This window comes from Ligilactobacillus pobuzihii E100301 = KCTC 13174, assembly GCF_000349725.1.
GTDB lineage: Bacteria > Bacillota > Bacilli > Lactobacillales > Lactobacillaceae > Ligilactobacillus > Ligilactobacillus pobuzihii.
In genome coordinates this window covers 56555-74564 of sequence record NZ_KB714693.1, presented here as the reverse complement: position 1 = coordinate 74564, position 18010 = coordinate 56555, and the positions used below count along the sequence as shown (strand labels likewise).

Annotated in this window: 15 protein-coding genes and 1 pseudogene; 9 read left to right on the top strand and 7 right to left on the bottom strand. The window is 37.8% G+C overall.

Going from position 1 to position 18010, the window contains the following annotated elements; translation table 11 throughout:
* Window positions 1–518 precede the first annotated feature (518 nt).
* Both msrC and LACPOB_RS12430 read left to right on the top strand, forming a co-directional pair.
* Entirely contained in the window at window positions 519–989 is a 471-nt protein-coding gene (msrC, locus tag LACPOB_RS0104455; RefSeq protein ID WP_017867629.1) for a free L-methionine (R)-S-oxide reductase MsrC, read from the top strand.
* Window positions 990–1060: 71 nt separating this feature from the next.
* Window positions 1061–1274 (top strand): annotated as a pseudogene (locus LACPOB_RS12430) (S-ribosylhomocysteine lyase); the annotation flags it as partial.
* Between the two features lie 760 nt (window positions 1275–2034).
* On the opposite strand, the gene LACPOB_RS0104445 reads toward LACPOB_RS12430, so the two are convergent.
* The 5 genes from LACPOB_RS0104445 to LACPOB_RS0104425 all read right to left on the bottom strand — a co-directional run bounded on the left by LACPOB_RS0104445 (window position 2035) and on the right by LACPOB_RS0104425 (window position 7371).
* Window positions 2035–2835 (bottom strand): transporter substrate-binding domain-containing protein, encoded by an 801-nt coding sequence (locus LACPOB_RS0104445; protein WP_017867628.1) that lies wholly within the window; start codon window positions 2833–2835, stop codon window positions 2035–2037.
* Window positions 2819–4012, bottom strand: a complete 1194-nt coding sequence (locus tag LACPOB_RS0104440) for a trans-sulfuration enzyme family protein (RefSeq protein ID WP_017867627.1) — start codon at window positions 4010–4012, stop codon at window positions 2819–2821. The genes LACPOB_RS0104445 and LACPOB_RS0104440 overlap by 17 nt, the downstream gene beginning before the upstream one ends.
* 17 nt (window positions 4013–4029) lie before the next feature.
* A complete protein-coding gene (locus LACPOB_RS0104435) occupies window positions 4030–5154 on the bottom strand; it encodes an aminotransferase class I/II-fold pyridoxal phosphate-dependent enzyme (RefSeq protein ID WP_017867626.1) in 1125 nt (374 codons plus the stop codon).
* Between the two features lie 71 nt (window positions 5155–5225).
* Complete coding sequence (locus LACPOB_RS0104430; RefSeq protein WP_017867625.1) at window positions 5226–6515, bottom strand: O-acetylhomoserine aminocarboxypropyltransferase/cysteine synthase family protein; 1290 nt, start codon at window positions 6513–6515, stop codon at window positions 5226–5228.
* Window positions 6516–6522: 7 nt separating this feature from the next.
* Entirely contained in the window at window positions 6523–7371 is an 849-nt protein-coding gene (locus LACPOB_RS0104425) for a homoserine O-acetyltransferase/O-succinyltransferase family protein (protein WP_017867624.1), read from the bottom strand.
* A gap of 838 nt (window positions 7372–8209) precedes the next feature.
* Here LACPOB_RS0104425 and LACPOB_RS0104415 point away from each other — a divergent pair.
* The 4 genes from LACPOB_RS0104415 (at window position 8210) to LACPOB_RS0104400 (ending at window position 13200) form a co-directional block, all read left to right on the top strand.
* Window positions 8210–8554: a hypothetical protein gene (locus tag LACPOB_RS0104415; RefSeq protein WP_017867622.1), complete on the top strand. Its 345-nt coding sequence runs from the start codon at window positions 8210–8212 to the stop codon at window positions 8552–8554.
* Window positions 8555–8557: 3 nt separating this feature from the next.
* On the top strand, window positions 8558–9697 hold the full coding sequence (locus LACPOB_RS0104410; RefSeq protein WP_017867621.1) for a homoserine dehydrogenase: 1140 nt from the start codon (window positions 8558–8560) through the stop codon (window positions 9695–9697).
* A gap of 440 nt (window positions 9698–10137) precedes the next feature.
* Window positions 10138–11157 carry a Gfo/Idh/MocA family oxidoreductase gene (locus tag LACPOB_RS0104405; RefSeq protein ID WP_017867620.1) on the top strand — a complete coding sequence of 340 codons (1020 nt, stop codon included), beginning with the start codon at window positions 10138–10140 and terminating at the stop codon, window positions 11155–11157.
* Window positions 11158–11766: 609 nt separating this feature from the next.
* The gene (locus tag LACPOB_RS0104400) at window positions 11767–13200 is read left to right on the top strand and encodes an FAD-binding oxidoreductase (RefSeq protein WP_017867619.1); all 1434 of its coding nucleotides are present in this window, start codon (window positions 11767–11769) and stop codon (window positions 13198–13200) included.
* Window positions 13201–13451: 251 nt separating this feature from the next.
* Here the strand turns inward: LACPOB_RS0104400 and LACPOB_RS0104395 are convergent, their stop codons facing one another.
* Together LACPOB_RS0104395 and LACPOB_RS0104390 are read right to left on the bottom strand one after the other, a co-directional pair.
* Entirely contained in the window at window positions 13452–14390 is a 939-nt protein-coding gene (locus LACPOB_RS0104395; RefSeq protein ID WP_017867618.1) for a LacI family DNA-binding transcriptional regulator, read from the bottom strand.
* A gap of 98 nt (window positions 14391–14488) precedes the next feature.
* Window positions 14489–15322, bottom strand: a complete 834-nt coding sequence (locus LACPOB_RS0104390) for a Cof-type HAD-IIB family hydrolase (RefSeq protein WP_017867617.1) — start codon at window positions 15320–15322, stop codon at window positions 14489–14491.
* A gap of 348 nt (window positions 15323–15670) precedes the next feature.
* On the opposite strand from LACPOB_RS0104390, the gene LACPOB_RS0104385 reads away from it, so the two are divergent.
* From LACPOB_RS0104385 to LACPOB_RS0104375, 3 genes are read left to right on the top strand one after another with little or no spacing between them, the layout of a single operon-like run.
* Window positions 15671–16375, top strand: a complete 705-nt coding sequence (locus tag LACPOB_RS0104385; RefSeq protein WP_017867616.1) for an amino acid ABC transporter permease — start codon at window positions 15671–15673, stop codon at window positions 16373–16375.
* A gap of 4 nt (window positions 16376–16379) precedes the next feature.
* On the top strand, window positions 16380–17147 hold the full coding sequence (locus LACPOB_RS0104380) for an amino acid ABC transporter ATP-binding protein (protein WP_017867615.1): 768 nt from the start codon (window positions 16380–16382) through the stop codon (window positions 17145–17147).
* A 35-nt stretch (window positions 17148–17182) separates the two neighbouring features.
* Window positions 17183–17995, top strand: coding sequence for a transporter substrate-binding domain-containing protein (locus LACPOB_RS0104375; protein ID WP_017867614.1), 813 nt, complete (start codon window positions 17183–17185; stop codon window positions 17993–17995).
* The last annotated feature ends 15 nt before the right edge of the window (window positions 17996–18010 follow it).

Sequence of the window (18010 nt, the reverse complement as noted above, 5' to 3'; positions counted from 1 at the left end):
GATAATATTTATGAAACAAATAACCACAAATCTGTTTTAAAGTGTTACGAACTAGCATCACGCAGTTGTATTTATTTTTAGGACCTATAAACTGTAGAATTAGTCTCTTATCATTTTGCCTAATCAAATTTTAAGTTTACGGTTGAAAACAAGATTAGATATATGTATACTACCTTTTAAATTGATAATTACAAACGAACGTTAGGATGAGTAAGTTATTTATGTTGTTAAAAAGAGAGCCATCGTGTGGTGCAAAATGGCAGCAGCAGGTAACCGAATATGGTCTTAAATTTGTTCTCATCGTTGAGCTTTGGCTAGATGATGTCGGGTACTCCCGTTATAGAGTTAGGATATAACTTGAAATACATTGCAATAGCTTATTTTTTGAGTGTCTGAAGACAAGCGGCCTTTACGCTGCTTAAAAAAAGGTGGCACCGCGGAAAAGCACTTTCGCCCTTTACTTATCATTGATAGGTAGAGGACGAAAGTGCTTTTTTGTTCTTAGGGAGGGAAAAAAGATGTCCAATAAAGAAGAAACTTATAAATTGTTGCTCACACAAGCCAAAAGTTTACTAGAAGATGAGACTGATCTTGTGGCTAATATGAGCAATATAGTCTCTTTGATTTTTCACAGTTTACCAGATTTAAATGGTACGACATATTATCGTTTTTTAAACAACGAGCTGGTACTCAGACCATTTCAAGGAAAACCAGCTTGCATGCATATTCCAGTTGGAAAAGGTGTCTGTGGTACAGTCGCATCAACACAAACAACAGAAATCGTGCCTAACGTACATGATTTCTCAGGGCATATTGCCTGTGATAGTGTTTCAAATTCAGAAATCGTTGTTCCAGTTTTTAACGATGATAAATTTTGGGGAGTATTGGATCTAGACAGTCCAAAATTTAATACTTTTGACAATATTGACGATAAATATTTACGGGCAATTGCTCCCTTAATCTTTGGAGTAAAGTCTTACGCAAAATAATAAAGGAGAGAAATAAAATGGCAAAAGTAGAAATCTTCACACTAAGTCATACTAGAGTCAAGGAGTCCTAAATTTGTTTGATTACAGAAAAAAAGGGTACAAAGTGGGGCATTATCAGTAATTGTGATTTGAAATCAGTCCAATCTAACGAACCTGCAATTTCAACTGCTGGGTTGCATGTCATTGAACATTTACTAGTAGGCTTTTTACGTGACAGATTAAACCGGTGTTATAGACTGTTCATCTTTCGGTTGTTGGACTGATTTTCATCTGATCACTTGGGGTAATTGTCGCAACCACTCTTTATTTTCAGCAAGTCATTGAATTCGGGAAACAAAATAATATTTTTGTCGTAAATGGCTTAGAGCAAATTGGTTGGAAGTTTATCAAACCTCAAGGATCATTTTTTGGGTCTAAACTTTTTAGTGTTGATGAATCTTATCAGCACTATTTTTATACACCAAAAAAGGACATCTTTTGTCCTCAAGTGCTACGATTAAAGTGACTAATTAAAATCAAAGCGAGGTATAAATGATGTCCCAAAATAATTCTATCCTAAATTTACTTAATATCCAAGACCCTAATATTGAAATTTCGGCTTGCACTGATCTTTTACACGCTGGTGTCCATGAAAAACTTCTTTCCGCTACGCTGGTTTATCCCGTCGAGTGCTGTGAGGCTTGTGGTTCTACGAATGTCTTCTGAAACGGGACTCGTAGAACCAAAATGAAACTACCTAGCTTAGGTGAACAGCCGCTCCGCATGAACTTACGTAAACAGCACCATCTATATCGTGCTTGTCACCATACTTTTAGCGCACAAACGCAGCTCGCACCAGCTCAACACGCGATCACGCGGCAAGCGGTCCACGAAATTGTAACTTTGGTGGAAAAATTTGAGAAACTGTATCCTATCCTCTGTAGAAATGTGTTATGCAGCTTGGAGAAAATCGGTAAAACATAATAAGCAGATTTTTAAGCTTAATTTTCATTAGCCTTATCACATTTCCGCTTTAATCAGTAGTCGCTACAGTAAAACAATCTATTTAGCTTTTAGTGATGTCTGCACCAAAATATTTAACGGACAATTTTTTTAAGGTCCCGTCTTTTCTTAATTCACTAACAGCCTTGTTGAAAGTAGCTCTCGTTTTATCGTTATCCTTATTGAACATTGCAGAAATTTTGACTGGTTTTTCTTCTTTTGACAAATCTTTAAATTTCAAACCCTGCGTCGAATTATCTTTCTTATAAGCATACCAAGCCTCTGCCGAGTTAATAGTTCCTGCAGCACGGCCAGATCTCAACAGCGAAAGCGTCGTTGAAAAGTCACCAGATGAAATTAACTGTGCTTTGTATTTTTTTGCCAGTTGCTCGTTATTCGTACCCGTGCCTTCCGCAAACTTTTGTCCCGCGATTTCTTTCAAACTGGAAAGTGAACTATTTTTAGGAGTTATCAAGGCATAGCGTGAATAAATATAGGGCTTAGAAAATTTATAAACTTTGCGGCGTGCTGGAGTTTGCGAAATATTGTTCGTAACGACATCATATTTTTTAGAACCTAAACCGGCAACCAAAGAGTCCCATTTAGTTGGCACAAACTGTGCTTGAACACCCATTTTCTTCGCGACTGCTTTACCAAACTCGACTTCAAAACCAGTTAATTTGCCATCCTTACGGTAAGAGTAAGGAGAGTAAGTCCCTTCCAGACCAATCGTTAATTTTCCTTGTGTTTTTAACTCCGATTTAAACGAATCCTCAGCCGAGTCTTTTTTATTGTCGCACGCTGCCAACGAGAAAGTTAGTGCAATAACAGCTAGCGTCAAGACTATATTACGAAATTTTTTCATGTTTTGTCTTCCCTTCAAAGGCACTCAATTTTTCTAGTGCTTGTTGAAAATCTTGGCGTAGATCTGAAAGATCCTCGATCCCAACCGAGAGACGTAAAAGTCCCGGAGTGATCCCGCTTTTTGCTTGTTCATCAAGATCTAACTCAGCGTGTGACATAGTACATGGATACGAGATGATGGTTTCAACAGCACCTAATGAAACCGAGAAAATCGGCAATTCTAAATTGTGGACCAGCGTGCGAACATTTTCTTCATTTTGAACGTCAAAAGATAAAACAGCCCCGCCGGATTTAGCCTGTTTTTGTTGGATCTCATAATTTTTGTCACTTTCTAAGCCGGGATAATTTACTTTCTTGATAGCTGGTTGTTTCTCTAACCACCGCGCTAATTTTAAAGCATTATCAGCTTCACTTTGTAACCTGACCTTCAATGTTTTAATGCCGCGTAAGAGCAGCCAACAATCGCTGACCCCTAGAGTCGCACCCATCGCATTTTGAATGAAATAGATCGTATTGCTTAACTCTTGGTCTTTCGTAACGATCAAGCCGGCTAAAATATCTGAGTGGCCGGAAAGGAATTTTGTTGCGCTGTGAATTACTAGATCTGCGCCTAAGTCGAGCGGCTTTTGAAAAATTGGAGTCATAAATGTATTATCCGCAAACAATAAGGCACCATGAGCATGAGCAGATTTAGCCACTGCTTGAATATCAGTGACCTTTAGAGTTGGGTTGGAAGGCGTTTCAATATACACAACTTTCGTATTTTTCTGATAGGCTGATTTTAACTCATACGGATCATTTAGATCTACAAAGGTATGAGTAATACCATAGTTGGGCAAAAGCTCGGTGATCAAGCGAAATGTTCCTCCGTATACATCTTTTGTCACAATTACATGATCCCCTTGATGTAAGGATAAAAAGGCAGCTGAAATTGCAGCCATTCCCGTTGAAAAAGCGAAGCCGCGGTTGCCATGTTCTAGATGAGCAATATTCTCTTCTAAAATATCGCGCGTCGGATTACCACTTCTGGAATAGTCATACTTTCCTAGGTTTATTGGATCTTTTTGTGCAAATGTTGACGATAAATGCAAAGGTGGATTAACCGCACCTGTCTTTAGATCAGGTCTCACAGTCCCCTTGATCACTTTTGTTTGATCATGATAATTATGTTGAACCATGTACTCACTCCCATTTCCTATTTTCTAGCCGTTACTGTTTTTTGGAATGCCTGCTGCAGGTCTTCGATCAAAGCGCTACTATTTTCGATCCCCACAGATAAACGCAATAAATCATTAGTAATATGTTTCTTTTTTCGCTGTTTTTCTGACAAATCAGCGTGCGTTTGAATTGAGGGTACAGTTATCAAACTTTCGACTCCGCCCAAACTTTCAGCAAAAGAAATAACGTTTAGAGCTCTCAAAAAACAATCGACATCTTTTTCATCACGGATATAAAAACTGATCATACCGCCACGTCCGGGATATAATACTTTTTTGACTGCGGGCTCTTCTTCTAGTGCAGCGACTAGCACCCGTGCGTTTCTCTCATGTTTTTCCATTCGAAGCGTGAGTGTTTTTAAGCTGCGTAATAACAACCAACAAGAAAATGGGTCCAAAACAGAACCAGTTGTATTTAAATTACGCTCGTAGATCTGCGCGTTTTTATCATCTTTACACACCACAACACCACCCAAAATATCATTATGGCCGCCGAGATACTTAGTCGCACTGTGAACTACAATGTCTGCTCCTTCTTCTAAAGGGCGCTGAATGATTGGAGTATAAAAGGTATTATCCACGATCACTTCGGTTTGATGCTGATGTGCAGTAGCGACAGTTTGACTAATATCGATCTCTTTCATCGTTGGATTAGAAGGCGTTTCCAGCCAAACTGCCTTAACTTGCGGATCATTGACTTTCTTTGCCAAAAACTGCTGATCCTGTCCATCCCACAATATAAAATCAATTTGATAGTTTGTGTGCAAATCAGCAAAATAGCGAAATGAACCGCCATATAGATCATCTGAGAGCACGATCTTGTCGTGTGATTTAAATTTTGAAAAGACAAGTTGAATGGCAGCCATACCCGAACTCACTGCAAATGCCTGTTTTCCTTTCTCTAAAGTACTCAGTGTTTGTTGCAAAACGTCTCTTGTCGGGTTAGTTTCACGTGAATAATCATAGCCGGTAGATTCGCCCAAGCCTGCATGGCGATAAGCAGTCGAAAAGTAGATCGGCGTTGATACCGCACCAGTTTTTTGCTCATCTGTTCTATTGCCTGCTTGAACTAAAAACGTTTCAAGATCCTCACTAGCTGCCATTAAATACACTCCTTTTAAGTTAAAACTTCAAAATTATGTCCTGTCTGACTTATAAAAAAGTATTGCTCTCATCAGATTTTGTCCAAAGCCTGCTTGAGATCCGCAATCAAGTCGTCTGCATTTTCAACTCCGACCGAAATTCTGATTAGATCTGGTGTCGTTCCTGTTTCTAATAGTTCCTTTTCACTCAGTTGTGCATGAGTCGTTGATGCCGGATGAATTATCAGCGATTTAGCATCTGCTACATTAGCCAACAAAGAAAATAACTTTAAATGTTTGATCAGTTTCTTCCCAGCTTCTTCTCCGCCTTTAAGCCCTAACGTGAAAATTGAGCCAACTCCATGGGGAAAGTACTTTTCAGCTAATTTATGATATTTATTGTCCGCTAAGCCTGGGTAATTGATCCAAGCTACTTTTTCATGCTGATTCAAAAAATGCACGACTTTTTCTGTATTTTGGACATGCTGTTTTACTCGCAGTGAAAGTGACTCTAATCCTTGCAGTAACAAGAATGAATTAAAGGGTGAGATGGCTGCCCCTAGGTCACGCAGTGATTCTGCACGGACTTTAGTAGTAAAAGCTGCTGGTATTAAATCTGCGAACACTAGACCATCATATTGAGCATTAGGTTCAGTAAATTTCGGATAACGACCACTTTTCTTATAATCAAATTTCCCATTTTCAACGATCACACCGCCCATTGTTGTCCCATGTCCACCAATAAACTTAGTAGCTGAATGTATCACAATATCTGCCCCAAAATCTAATGGTCGGATCAAATATGGGGTTCCAAAAGTATTATCCACCACCAATAGTAGGCCATTATCGTGGGCAACCTTAGCAACTGCTTCAATATCGATCAAATTAATTCCTGGGTTACCAATACTTTCAATATAGAGTGCCTTAGTATGTTCGTTGATCGCTGCGGCAAAATTTTGCGGGTCATCAGGGTCAACAAAGTGTGTCTTGATTCCTAATTTAGGCAAGGTCACATTAAATAGATCATACGTCCCACCATACAAAGTGCTGGCAGAAACGATCTCATCTCCTTGGCCGGCAATGTTTAAGATCGTTGCAGTGATCGCAGCCGCACCAGTCGAAAGTGTGACACCGGCAGTACCATTTTCTAAAGCCGCCACTCTTTTATCGACCACATCGGTTGTTGGATTAGTCAGTCTCGTATAGATATTTCCGGGTTCAGTTAAATTGAACCGGTCTGCAGCCTCTTTTGCATTTTTAAAAACATATGATGTTGTCTGATAGATTGGTACTGCCCGTGCACCTGTTTCATCAACCGTTTGTCCTGCATGAACTTGTAGTGTTTCAAAATGAAGTTTTCTATTTTGCTTTTGTTCTGTCATAAATTATTCACTGCTTTCTTTTTTCAACTTGGGTCAACCAGTTACTATAAAATTGCAAACTGCAATTTCTCCAAGAATAATCGATTTCTTTGTTCGAATTAGTTTGATAATAATTTTGCGGCTTGTTGACTTTGAAACCTCGATTTAAATCACGCTGGTATTCTTGATCTAACGTTTCTTTGGAATATTCAGGATGCCCGGTGATGAATACTCCACCACACCTGTCTTCTAAGATCAACGGTCCAACCATTGCTGCTGCCGCGACGACTGTCAATTTTTCTTGATTTTGATAGTTAGAAAATACTAGATCAGTCTGTCGTGATTGAGGCATTCGTAAGAGCCCTCCGGCACTTACACGAAAACCGCGCATCAAAACAGATTCCTGATCTATTTCATCTGCCAGATATATTCCGCTTAGCTTAGTCGATCGCTGTTTCTTGTCAACACCATACAAGGTATGCAAAGCAGCTTGTGCCGCCCAACATTCATACAAAACAGGAACTTTTTGTTGTTCTAGTCGCCTGATACACTGTTGCAATTCGGACCAGTAATCCACTTTTTCAAAAGGCATTTGTTCTACTGGTGCCCCAGTGACGATCCAGCAATCTACCCTTATTTGTTCAGTTAAAGCTAAATAATTATCTTTGATCATTTGAGCCTGTTTATTTTTGAAATGGTGCGTTGTTGGATAATAAAAATAAACTGCGATATTTTCAGTAAACTCATCGAAAATACTTAAAAATTGCTCTTCTGTTTCTTGTTTATTCGGCATTAAATTAATGACTCCGATCCGTAGGCTGTCAATGGGTGCAACACTAGCTTTCCTCGCTAAACCATTTTGTACAAATACCGTCATTTTAAGTCCTCCTTTCGCATATGTTTTTTTGTTTATGATTATTTTTCCCAAATAAAAAACTTTCGTCCACAACAGTTTCCAACTGTGCAGGGCGAAAGTTTCGTGGTGCCACCTGAGTTTTTCCTAATATCTCACGATAATGGGCTCAATAAGTCTACATGCTCTAGTAGACTTAGCATCTTTAACGAGTGCCACTTCGGAACATACCAGCCATTAGACCGGTAGCCAGACTCCAAGCTCATCTTCATTGCTTTTCAGGCCGCCATTCTCATCAAACAAGCTTCTCTGTACACTATAAAAAGCAGTTACTCTTCTCTTCATCGTCTAATCTCTTTTTAATTTTTGCCATAGTATCATTAGGTTAATTTTTTGTCAAATGTTAATTGTAACTTACATATTGAGCCCCTGATTTTTTCATATCAAGTGTTTAACTTTCCCCGCTATATAAACAAAATAACCCAAAAAAGTTGTCTTTTACTTAAAATGCTTAGTTGACAAACAAGCACGTGCTACTTATAATCCTAACAAATAGCATTAAAAGATAATGAAAAGATGAGTAGTAAAATTAGTCTTACCCCAGAGAGCTTGTCACGCTGAAAGCAAGCGTAAGATATTTTATGAAGATGGTCTTGAAATCTTCGCTGGCCAAGTCTTAGCAATTAAGGTCAAGCATGCGTGTTTAATACACATTACAGTATTCGGGTTTAATAACAACTTATTGCACTCGCTAAGTTGTCTGGTGTGAGCTAGATAAAAATAAAGGTGGTAACACGTCTAAAAACGTCCTTGGAGTAAATATTTCCGAGGACGTTTTTTAATGTGAGAGGAGAATGACTACGTGAACTTCTTAGCACAATATATACTGGTGATTATCCAAAAAGGTGGCAATGCATTTATAAGCCCCGTATATACTTATTCGACCAACAAAAATATCTATTTTGATCTGATCTCAGATTATCAAGATGGCAAAACAGTCTATTTGCCGTGGGAAGAACGCTCGATCAAGGTCCCTCAAATCCAAGAAATCAAATTTCTCCCCTGTAATGAACGTTTGAATACGCAAACAATAAAAGAATGCTTGAAAAAACAGACTATTACTGAACTAATTTCGTGTGGCGAGTTATTCGGAGAAACAGATGAGCACAAATTAGCAGAAATGGAACATGAACTCTGGGGAAAGTAGAACTTGAAAACAAAAGATAGCGAGGCGGTTACTGTGAAAATTATTAAATTAGGGGTCATTGGTTTAGGAACAGTGGGTTCTGGGATAGTCCGGATCATTCAAAAAAATCAGCAGAAGATCCGTGAAACGAGAGGCTGTTGTATACAGGTCAAAACTATTGTTGTGGCAGATCGGACTAAAAAAAGAAAAGTCGACTTGCGAGGGATTAAATTAACTGACCAAATCAACGATTTACTTTATGATAATGAAATACAGATCGCCATTGAAGTCATGGGTACGATCCAACCAGCACAAACATACATCGAGGCCTTGCTTAAAAACGGTAAAAATGTGATCACCGCTAATAAAGATCTGCTTGCAACCAATGGTTCCCACTTGATTAAATGTGCTCAGCAAAATCACGTTAACCTTTCGTATGAAGCCAGTGTAGCAGGCGGAATTCCTATTTTACGGACGATTTCTAACTCATTTACTGCGGATCAAATAATCGAGGTTTCTGGGATCGTGAATGGTACAAGCAACTATATTCTGACCCAAATGACTGAAAATCATTCGACATATCGGGAGGCTTTGCATAACGCACAAGCTTTAGGACTTGCGGAGCACGATCCGACAAATGACGTTAGTGGCAAAGACTCGGCCTACAAAATGGCTATTTTAGCTGAATTTGCTTTTGGCACCACAGTACCTTTAGAAAAAATCGCAGTCTCTGGGATTGAACAAGTAACTAAAAATGATATTTTGCAGGCTCAAAAATATGGGTATACCATTAAACTGATTGGACAAGCAAAGATACTAGAAGATAGCCTATCCGTATCTGTACAACCAATGTTTGTGAAAAAGGGCCATCCATTAGCCAACATCAAAGATGAAAATAACGCTGTCTTAGTTACGGGGGCATCCGTGGGTGAAATACTATTTTATGGTGCTGGAGCTGGCGAACTACCTACTGCCAACAGTATCTTAAGCGATGTGATCGCCACTATCAAAGACATTCAACTCAATATTACCGGCAGCAAGTTTAATAATTTCAGTCGTACAACAAATATCATTGACGCAAACAAAGAATACAGTAAGAATTTTCTACGGAGAAAAGAACGCTCCAACAAGTTGTATCTAAACTCGAGCTATCCAATACTTTAGTTATAGAATGAGTTTGATTTGCAAAATAATTTACTGTTCTTACTGTTCAACCTATATTGTGCATATATTTAACTGCAAGTTAAACAAATATGATAGATAACCAATACGTTATATGTAATTACACGTGGTGCCAGTTTGTAATATTTTATCAAAGGTTGAAAGTTAAGTAAGATAAAAAAGCCCCGATTTCTTGGGGATTTTATCTAAAAATAGACATGGATCACTCCATATCTGGATAATTAAAGTATCCAACAAAAACTTACAGAGGAATTTTGTGTCATGCCGACTATACAACATAATACTACATATCCATCATTCTTCTCGCCATTTGCTCCAATTGTTTCACGTGAAACTTTTTGGCTTAGTTATTAGTGTTGTTAGTAATTAGTTTGTTAAAATAAGTAAGTAGTTTAGTTCATAGAATAATGGAGGTTGCGAAAGTGTTAAATATAGCTTTTATTGGAAATGGCAAAAGTGCTAACCGCTACCATTTGCCATTTGTCTTAAAATTACCAAATAAATTCCATGTAAAGACCATGTTTTCGCGTCATTTAAAAGATGATTGGAAACGAATTGATGGTGTTCATTACACCACGGATATTAATGAAATATATGATGATCCTGAGATAGACCTAGTAGTTATCTCAACACCGCCTAAATTTCATTATCAGTATGCGAAAGAAGTTTTAGGACATGGTAAAAATGTTTTAGTTGAAAAACCATTTACACAAACCGTTGAGGAGGCTGAAGAGTTATTTGCTTTAGCAAAACAAAAAGATTTGTTCATCCAATGTTATCAAAATCGCAGATATGATTCTGACTTTTTAACCGTTCAAAAGGTGATCAATAGTGGAGTTTTAGGCGATTTAACAGAAATAGAAATGCATTTTGACTATTTTCGCCCAGAAGTACCACAAAATACACATGGATTTTCGCAGGCGGACAGTTTTGTTTATAGTCACGCTTGCCATACTTTAGATCAAGTTATTTCATTATTTGGCAAGCCAGACGACGTACACTATGATGTTCGCCAATTATTAGGTCCTGGTCGCATGAATGATTATTTTGATATAGATCTTTATTATGGTGGACTGAAGGTTTCAGTCAAATCAAGCTATTTCCGGATCAAACCACGACCAAGCTTTGTCGTCTATGGGAAAAAGGGGATGTTTGTTAAAGAAACAAAAGATCGCCAAGAAGAACATCTTAAAATGTTTTACATGCCGGATCATGCTGATTTTGGGATCGATCGACCAGAACATTATGGGACTTTGACTTATGTGGATGAACAGGGGAAATATCATGAAGAAAAAGTGCCATCTGAACCTGGCGATTACAGTCGCGTATATGAAGATATTTATGAGACCTTAACTGAGCGACAAGAAAAAACCGTTAAGGATGAAGAAACTATTTTGCAGCTTAAAATGTTAGAAGAAGCAATTAGTCAAATAAAAGAATGATATTGGTAAGCTTTTAGTAATAGTGGGATTAGTTCTAAGCTATCTCGTTGTTACTAGAAGCTTTTTATATGTTTGCCTGTATTCATAATTTTTATCGTAATAATAGACTTGGAGTATGATAATAAATGATGCGGAGAAATAAAGATGATGCTTTTCTTCTTGTTAAAAGTAAACTTTGGTTAAATGTTTAAGTAGATGGATGTAGTTAGATCAAATAAATAAGATTTGTAAAGCAGGTGTAACTAAACTTACTATAAAAAAATAATATCTGTATTAAATGAAATGTATGCGGTTTCTAAAAAAGCTTGTAAATTATATAACAAATATTGTATACTACAGATGTTAAGGTTTATGTAAGTGGTTAACTTTTGCTTGTGAAAGATAGTGAAATAATTTTGATAATGAATTCGATGTTATTTTAAGCCTTGTTCGTTAAAAGTTTTTGACAGATATGTGAAGTAGGTAATTGTTGTTTCTAATTTTTTTAGAAAAGCAAGAAATAATTGCTTTACTATTGAAAACGTTTACGTGAACGTTTTATAATATATTTATATTATAATAATTAGATTTAGATAACTTAAATTTTATTTATAAGGAGAGGAATTTTATATGAATTATTCTAAGGTTACAGAAGCAGACATTACGGAATTACGGAAGATCATTCCAGAAGATAGATTTTTCTGTCCTACGACTAAGCACTATGACCATGATCAATTTAATGGTAAGAAATCTGCGCCTGATGTAGCGGTACAACCGATCAGTAATGATGAAGTATCTGCTGTTATGAAATATGCTAACGAGCATCATATCCCAGTTGCTGTACGTGGGAATGCCACAGGCTTGATGGGGGCTAATATTTCGGTTGAACACGGAATTGCCATTGATATGATCAAGATGAATAAAGTCTTGGAATATGACCCAGGTAGTCTGACATTAACTGTTCAGGCTGGTTTGCGGATCCGTGACATTGAAGAATATTTGCAAGGTGAACCATTTGTTTATGTTCCTTCTCCCGCTATGAAGTGGGCTGCGATCGGTGGTAATTTGAGCACCAATGCTGGCGGTATGAAGGCAGTTAAATATGGAACGACAAGAGAACACGTTCGCGGTTTAACAGCTATTTTAGCCGATGGTACACAAATCAACTGTAGTCATAAAACTGTTAAGAATAGTTCTGGTTATGATATCAAAGACTTGATCATTGGTAGTGAGGGTACATTAGCTGTTGTGACAGAAGTTGTTCTTCGTTTAATTCCACGTCCACGTTATGAAAAAACGATCCTCTTATCATTCCCTGACATTCAACGTGCTATTCAAGCTGTTCCAAAGGTCTTTGCGGCAGGCTTAACACCAACGAGTGTGGAATATTTCAGTCAAGAAGTTGTTGAAAAATGGGAAGAATATGCTGATCAAGAGTTCCCTGTTAAAAATGGTAGTGGTTATTTGATGGTCAGCTTTGACGGTAATGATGACAAGATGGTTGATGGTGAGTTGGCTGACCTTGTGAACGTTGCTAAAGAAAACGAAGTTACTAATACTTTGATCATGAAAACCGAAGATCCGGTAGCACAGGAAGTTTGGGATGCACGGTCTCAATTTGAAACAGCGGTTCAAGAAACCACAACAGCAATGGACGAAGCTGATGTGGTTGTACCGATCAACAAGATCCCATTAGTTTTAAAAGAAGTTGCTGTTGTTTCTGAAAAAGAACAAATCAGATTACCTAATTTCGGACATGCAGGTGATGGAAACTTACACATCTATATTTGTCAAGATGATTATTCAGATGCAGAGTTTGGTGAAAAGACAGATCGCGTCTTAAAAGCTTTATATAAGGTTGCTAAAGAATCTGATGGTGAAATGTCTGGTGAACATGGTATTGGCTATGCTCGTAAAGATTATTTCGAAGACTTCTATGGCACTGATTATGTCAAATTGATGAGTCGTGTTAAATTAGCCTTTGACCCTAACTTGATCCTTAATCCAAATAAGATCTTCCCAGTTTATACTTCAGATGAAGCTCCTGAACTTGTAGAAGAATAGTTAAACTAGGTAATAGGTAAAATATAATAGAGTGAGACAAGAGATGTTTTGAAGACGATTTTTAACGACGATTGCGTTATTTTGGGTCGTAGCAAAGCGAAGAACCAGGATAACGTAATCGTTGTTACAGCAAGGCTTCGACCTTTTGGAACATGTTTAAGGGCCGTCGATTTATCCTATTTAATAGGATAAATCGACGGCCCTTTCTAAGATTGAACAGCTAGTTTTGTCTGAGCCCGTTTTCTCGTTTTTTATCGAATTATTAGCTCAGCAGTGACAGGAACTTGCTTGATTTGTGGAGAAGATAGAAGATGAAACGCCTGCGCACCAACTTGTTTAAAATGATGGCCGATCGTAGATATTTGCATTAACTGACTGGCTAGTTGATTTTCTTGCCCCATTAATGGGGGCACGGTATGGTGGTGGTCTATATAACACTGGCGGACGCCGGCAGCAATATCGTCACCATTTGTAAAGACGAAATCTGGCTGGGAGCTTAATTTTAAATATTTTAACGCTCCTTGATACCCGTCTGAATAAGTAGTAATGGTCGTTTGTAATAAATGCTTATTAGGATAGTGCTTGAAAACTTGCAGATAGCAATCTAAAGTTAGCTTACTAGTAGCGCTAAGTTCATATGGCCGGCTCAACATGATCCCAATATTGGTAAAATGGTGCTTTTTTAAGTGAGCAAAAGCTTGGAGATAGGTGGTTTTTCGTGTCGTATAAGCAGCTGATAAATTAATTTCTCCTGGATCTTCACAGCAAACGATTGGCCCATATTTTTGATATTTGACCATGTCGGTTAGTGAGATACCATGTGAAGTAAATATTAACCCATCGTAAGTTTTTTGATGCAGTTGCTCTAGGTATTTAATTTCAAGCTGAGCATCATATCTTGACTGCAATAATGTCACATTGATCCGTTTAGCAAATGCAGCTTCCATGACCCCGGCGACTAATTGGGTAAAGTAAGGATGGTGCATGTGTGGTACGACCACACCAATAGTCGAAGTCTGGCCAATACTTAAATCTCGTGCGATCGAATTTGGCACATAATCTAACTTTGTGATCACTTCTTTGATTTTTTGTGCTGCTGCTTCAGAAACATAGCCGTTTTGGTTTAAGTAACGTGAAACGGTCGTAACTGAGTAACCGGATTGTTTAGCGATATCTCTGATATTTGTCATACAAAAGCTCCCTAGCCGCAATATTTTTTCACCTTTACTATACCATGTAAAAAGAATTTGTCTGGTTAGTTAAATTTAGCCGTTTCACTTTTTGGCTTTTAAATATGGGACATATCTACTTTAGGTCCATTAATAAAGTTTTTGATACCGTATGCTACACCATCTTCATCGTTAGTTTTTGTGATAAACTTGCCAGCGGTTTTGATAACTTCAAGTGCATTTCCCATGACTATCGGGGTCCCCACAGCTGTCAGCATTGGTAAATCGTTATGTCCGTCACCAAAAGCAGCTGTTTGAGATTTAAGCAAGTTTTGTTCGTGCATAATGTATGCTAACCCACGTGCTTTAGTAGCGTCTTGACTAGTGATCTCCAAATAAGAAGTACCTGATTGTTGAATATTGATCCCTTCTAAACCAAGGGCTAACAATTCAGCTTGAACCTTTAATAAAACTTTCTTGTCCAATATGATCAACATTACTTTAAAGATGCCATTTTGAGCGTCAGAGTTCAAAGTTCTTTGAGCTGTCAAGCTCGGCTTTAAGCCAGTCAACTTCATTTCAATTTCGATACCGGAGTTGATTTTATCTGTGATCCAGCGATCTTTAGTGTAATAGCTTAAGCAAACGTCAGGATAATGTTGGTTGAGCCAAGAGATAAGCTGAAAACTGGTTTGACTTTTGATCGGATAAGCTTCCATAATTTCATTAGTGCCGTTAACTTGGGGCTGAAATATCATTCCACCATTAAAAGCAATTTGTGGTGCAGTTAAACCTAATTGTGTGATCGCGGGTGCCATTTCAATTGGTGCACGTGCCGAGACTAAAGTTGCTTTGAGTCCGCTATCTTTGATGCCCATAATATTGTTGGTGCTGACTACTCCTGTACTATTTAATAAAGTTCCATCCATATCTAAAAATATATGTTTGATCATGAGATTTATCTTCCTTTTCTTTTGGTTTTGAGCCAACATTTACTAATTCTATGTCCACTACATAGTTTATCTTGTGGAACGCGTTTCATAACAAGTAGAAAATCGATTAAATATAAAAGTAAAAAAATTTGCTAACAAAATGAAAGGAAAGTAGTATATTAGATAATGGGTTTGGCGAGCACTGTTTTTTAAATCAGTTGATACTTATTTTTTCATTCAAAAAGTAATAGATGATATACTATGCTTGTTAGGTTTAGTTGATAAAACAAGCTTTCTTTGGTTTGTTAACAGTTGTATTTATTAAAAGAATTATCATTAAATTTGAAAAGTTAGGAGAAATTATTTTTTATGTGGGATATTATTACCTATTCACTGCCCCAGATACTTTCTGCTGGAGTTAAGTTCACGATCCCGTTAGCGTTGATAGCTTTTGCCATTGGCTTAGCACTTGCTTTAGTGACTGCTTTAGTCAGGATATCTCATCGTGGCGGTGTTTTTGTGATCGTTAAGGGTATTTTTCGTTTTTATGTCTGGCTTTTTCGGTCGACACCTTTGATCGTGCAGTTATTTATTGTTTATTTTGGTTTGCCGTATTTGACGATACCTGGCATTCTTGAAAATGGGGTCAAATTTAGTCCATTTATCGCTGGGATCATTACTTTTTCCTTGAATACTGGTGCCTATGCTTCGGAAACTATTCGTGCTTCGATCTCATCAGTTCCGAATGGTCAGTGGGAAGCAGCTTCATCGATCGGGATGACTCGCGGTCAAACATTACGTCGGATAGTGTTACCACAGGCCTTTAGGATCTCAGTGCCACCGTTGGCTAACAGTTTTATTAGTTTGGTTAAGGACACTTCCTTGGCTGCTTCGATCACGATCGTCGAAATGTTTGAAGTTAGTCAGCAGATCGCGGCAGAAAACTATCAGCCACTGATCATGTATACGTTGGTAGCTTTAGTGTATGCAATATTCTGTTCAATTTTAACGGTTGGGCAAAACTACCTGGAAAAAAGAACTAACCGGCATTTGAACCAGACTGAAGGGGAGTGAGCTAGTGCAATTACAAGGACTTAATAAGACATTTGGCAGTAACCGTGTTTTGCAAGATATCACTGTAGAATTACCTGAAAAGGCGACGACCGTGATCGTTGGGCCTTCTGGATCAGGTAAGTCAACTTTATTACGTTCGTTGAACTTGTTAGAACGTCCAGAAAGTGGACTGTATCAAGTCGCGGATTTAAATATCGATTTTTCTAAAAAAATATCTTCCAAGCAAGTCTTAGATGTGCGGAAGAAAACAGGGATGGTTTTTCAAGATTATAACCTTTTCCCACATAAGACAGTTTTACAAAACGTGATTGAAGGGCCAGTCCAAGTTTTAAAACAAGACAAAAATGCCGCAACTAAAGAAGCCTATGAACTACTAGATAAGGTCGGTTTAAAGGAAAAGGCTGATTTTTATCCAGATCAATTATCTGGTGGACAAGCACAACGGGTTGCGATCGCACGCTCTTTAGCAATGCATCCAGAGTATATCTTACTAGACGAACCGACCTCAGCCTTGGATCCAGAACTTGAAGCGGAAGTTTTGAAGGTGTTAGCTGATCTAGCAAATGAAAAGCAATCACTGATCATAGTGACGCATAACTTGTTTTTCGCACGGCAAATCGCGTCTAAAATTGTTTTTGTCGAAGACGGACAGATCATCTTTGATGGATCGTCCCAGGAGTTCTTTGACCAAAGACAGGGGAATCCCAGGATCCATGATTTTATTTCATCAATGTCTTTTACAGGGATTAAAGAAGGAACACCACAAGAATAATTATTATAAGTATGTAGAAAGAAGGAGTTAAAAAAATGAAGAAGTTTCGGGGACTATTTTTTTCGTTAATGATTGTTGCTTTAACATTAACGTTGGCTGCCTGTGGTAATAAAAATGGAGCAGATAGTAAGGAGGAATCGTTTAAATCAGAGTTAAAAAACAAGGATGAATTAACGATCGGACTTGAAGGTACTTATGCCCCTTATTCATATCGTAAGGATGGTAAATTAACTGGGTTCGAAGTTGAAATGGGTAAGGCAGCTGCTAAGAAAATGGGCGTTAAAGCCAAGTTTGTCCCAGGTAAATGGGATTCATTGATCGCAGGTTTGGGTTCGCAGAAACAAGACGTTGTGATCAACAATATCTCTGAAACACCAGAACGTAAAAAGTCTTATGATTTTTCTAAACCGTATATCTATTCTCACTTTGCTTTGATCACGCCTGATGATAGTTCTATTTCTAGTTTAAAAGATATTAAAGGCAAGAAGTTTGCTGAAGGTACTGGTACAAACAATGAACGTGTCGCTAAGAAGTATAAGGCTGAGACAGTTGATTCAGGCGACTTCGCTGCTACACTTTCGTTGATCAGAAAAGGCCGTGTCGATGGGACGATCAATTCAGCTGAAGCTTGGTACTCTTATGAAAAGAAAAACTCAACTAAGGGTTTGAATTTTAAAGATGTAAATGGTGAAGAAAAACCAGTTGAAATTAAAGCTATGTTTAATAAGAAGACACCTAAGACAAGAAAAGAATTTAATAAGGCAATTCAATCTCTTAGAAAAGATGGGACTTTGAAGGAATTGTCTGAAAAGTACTTTGGTAAAGATATTACTAAACCAGAAGAATAAAAGTAGCAAAAGAGA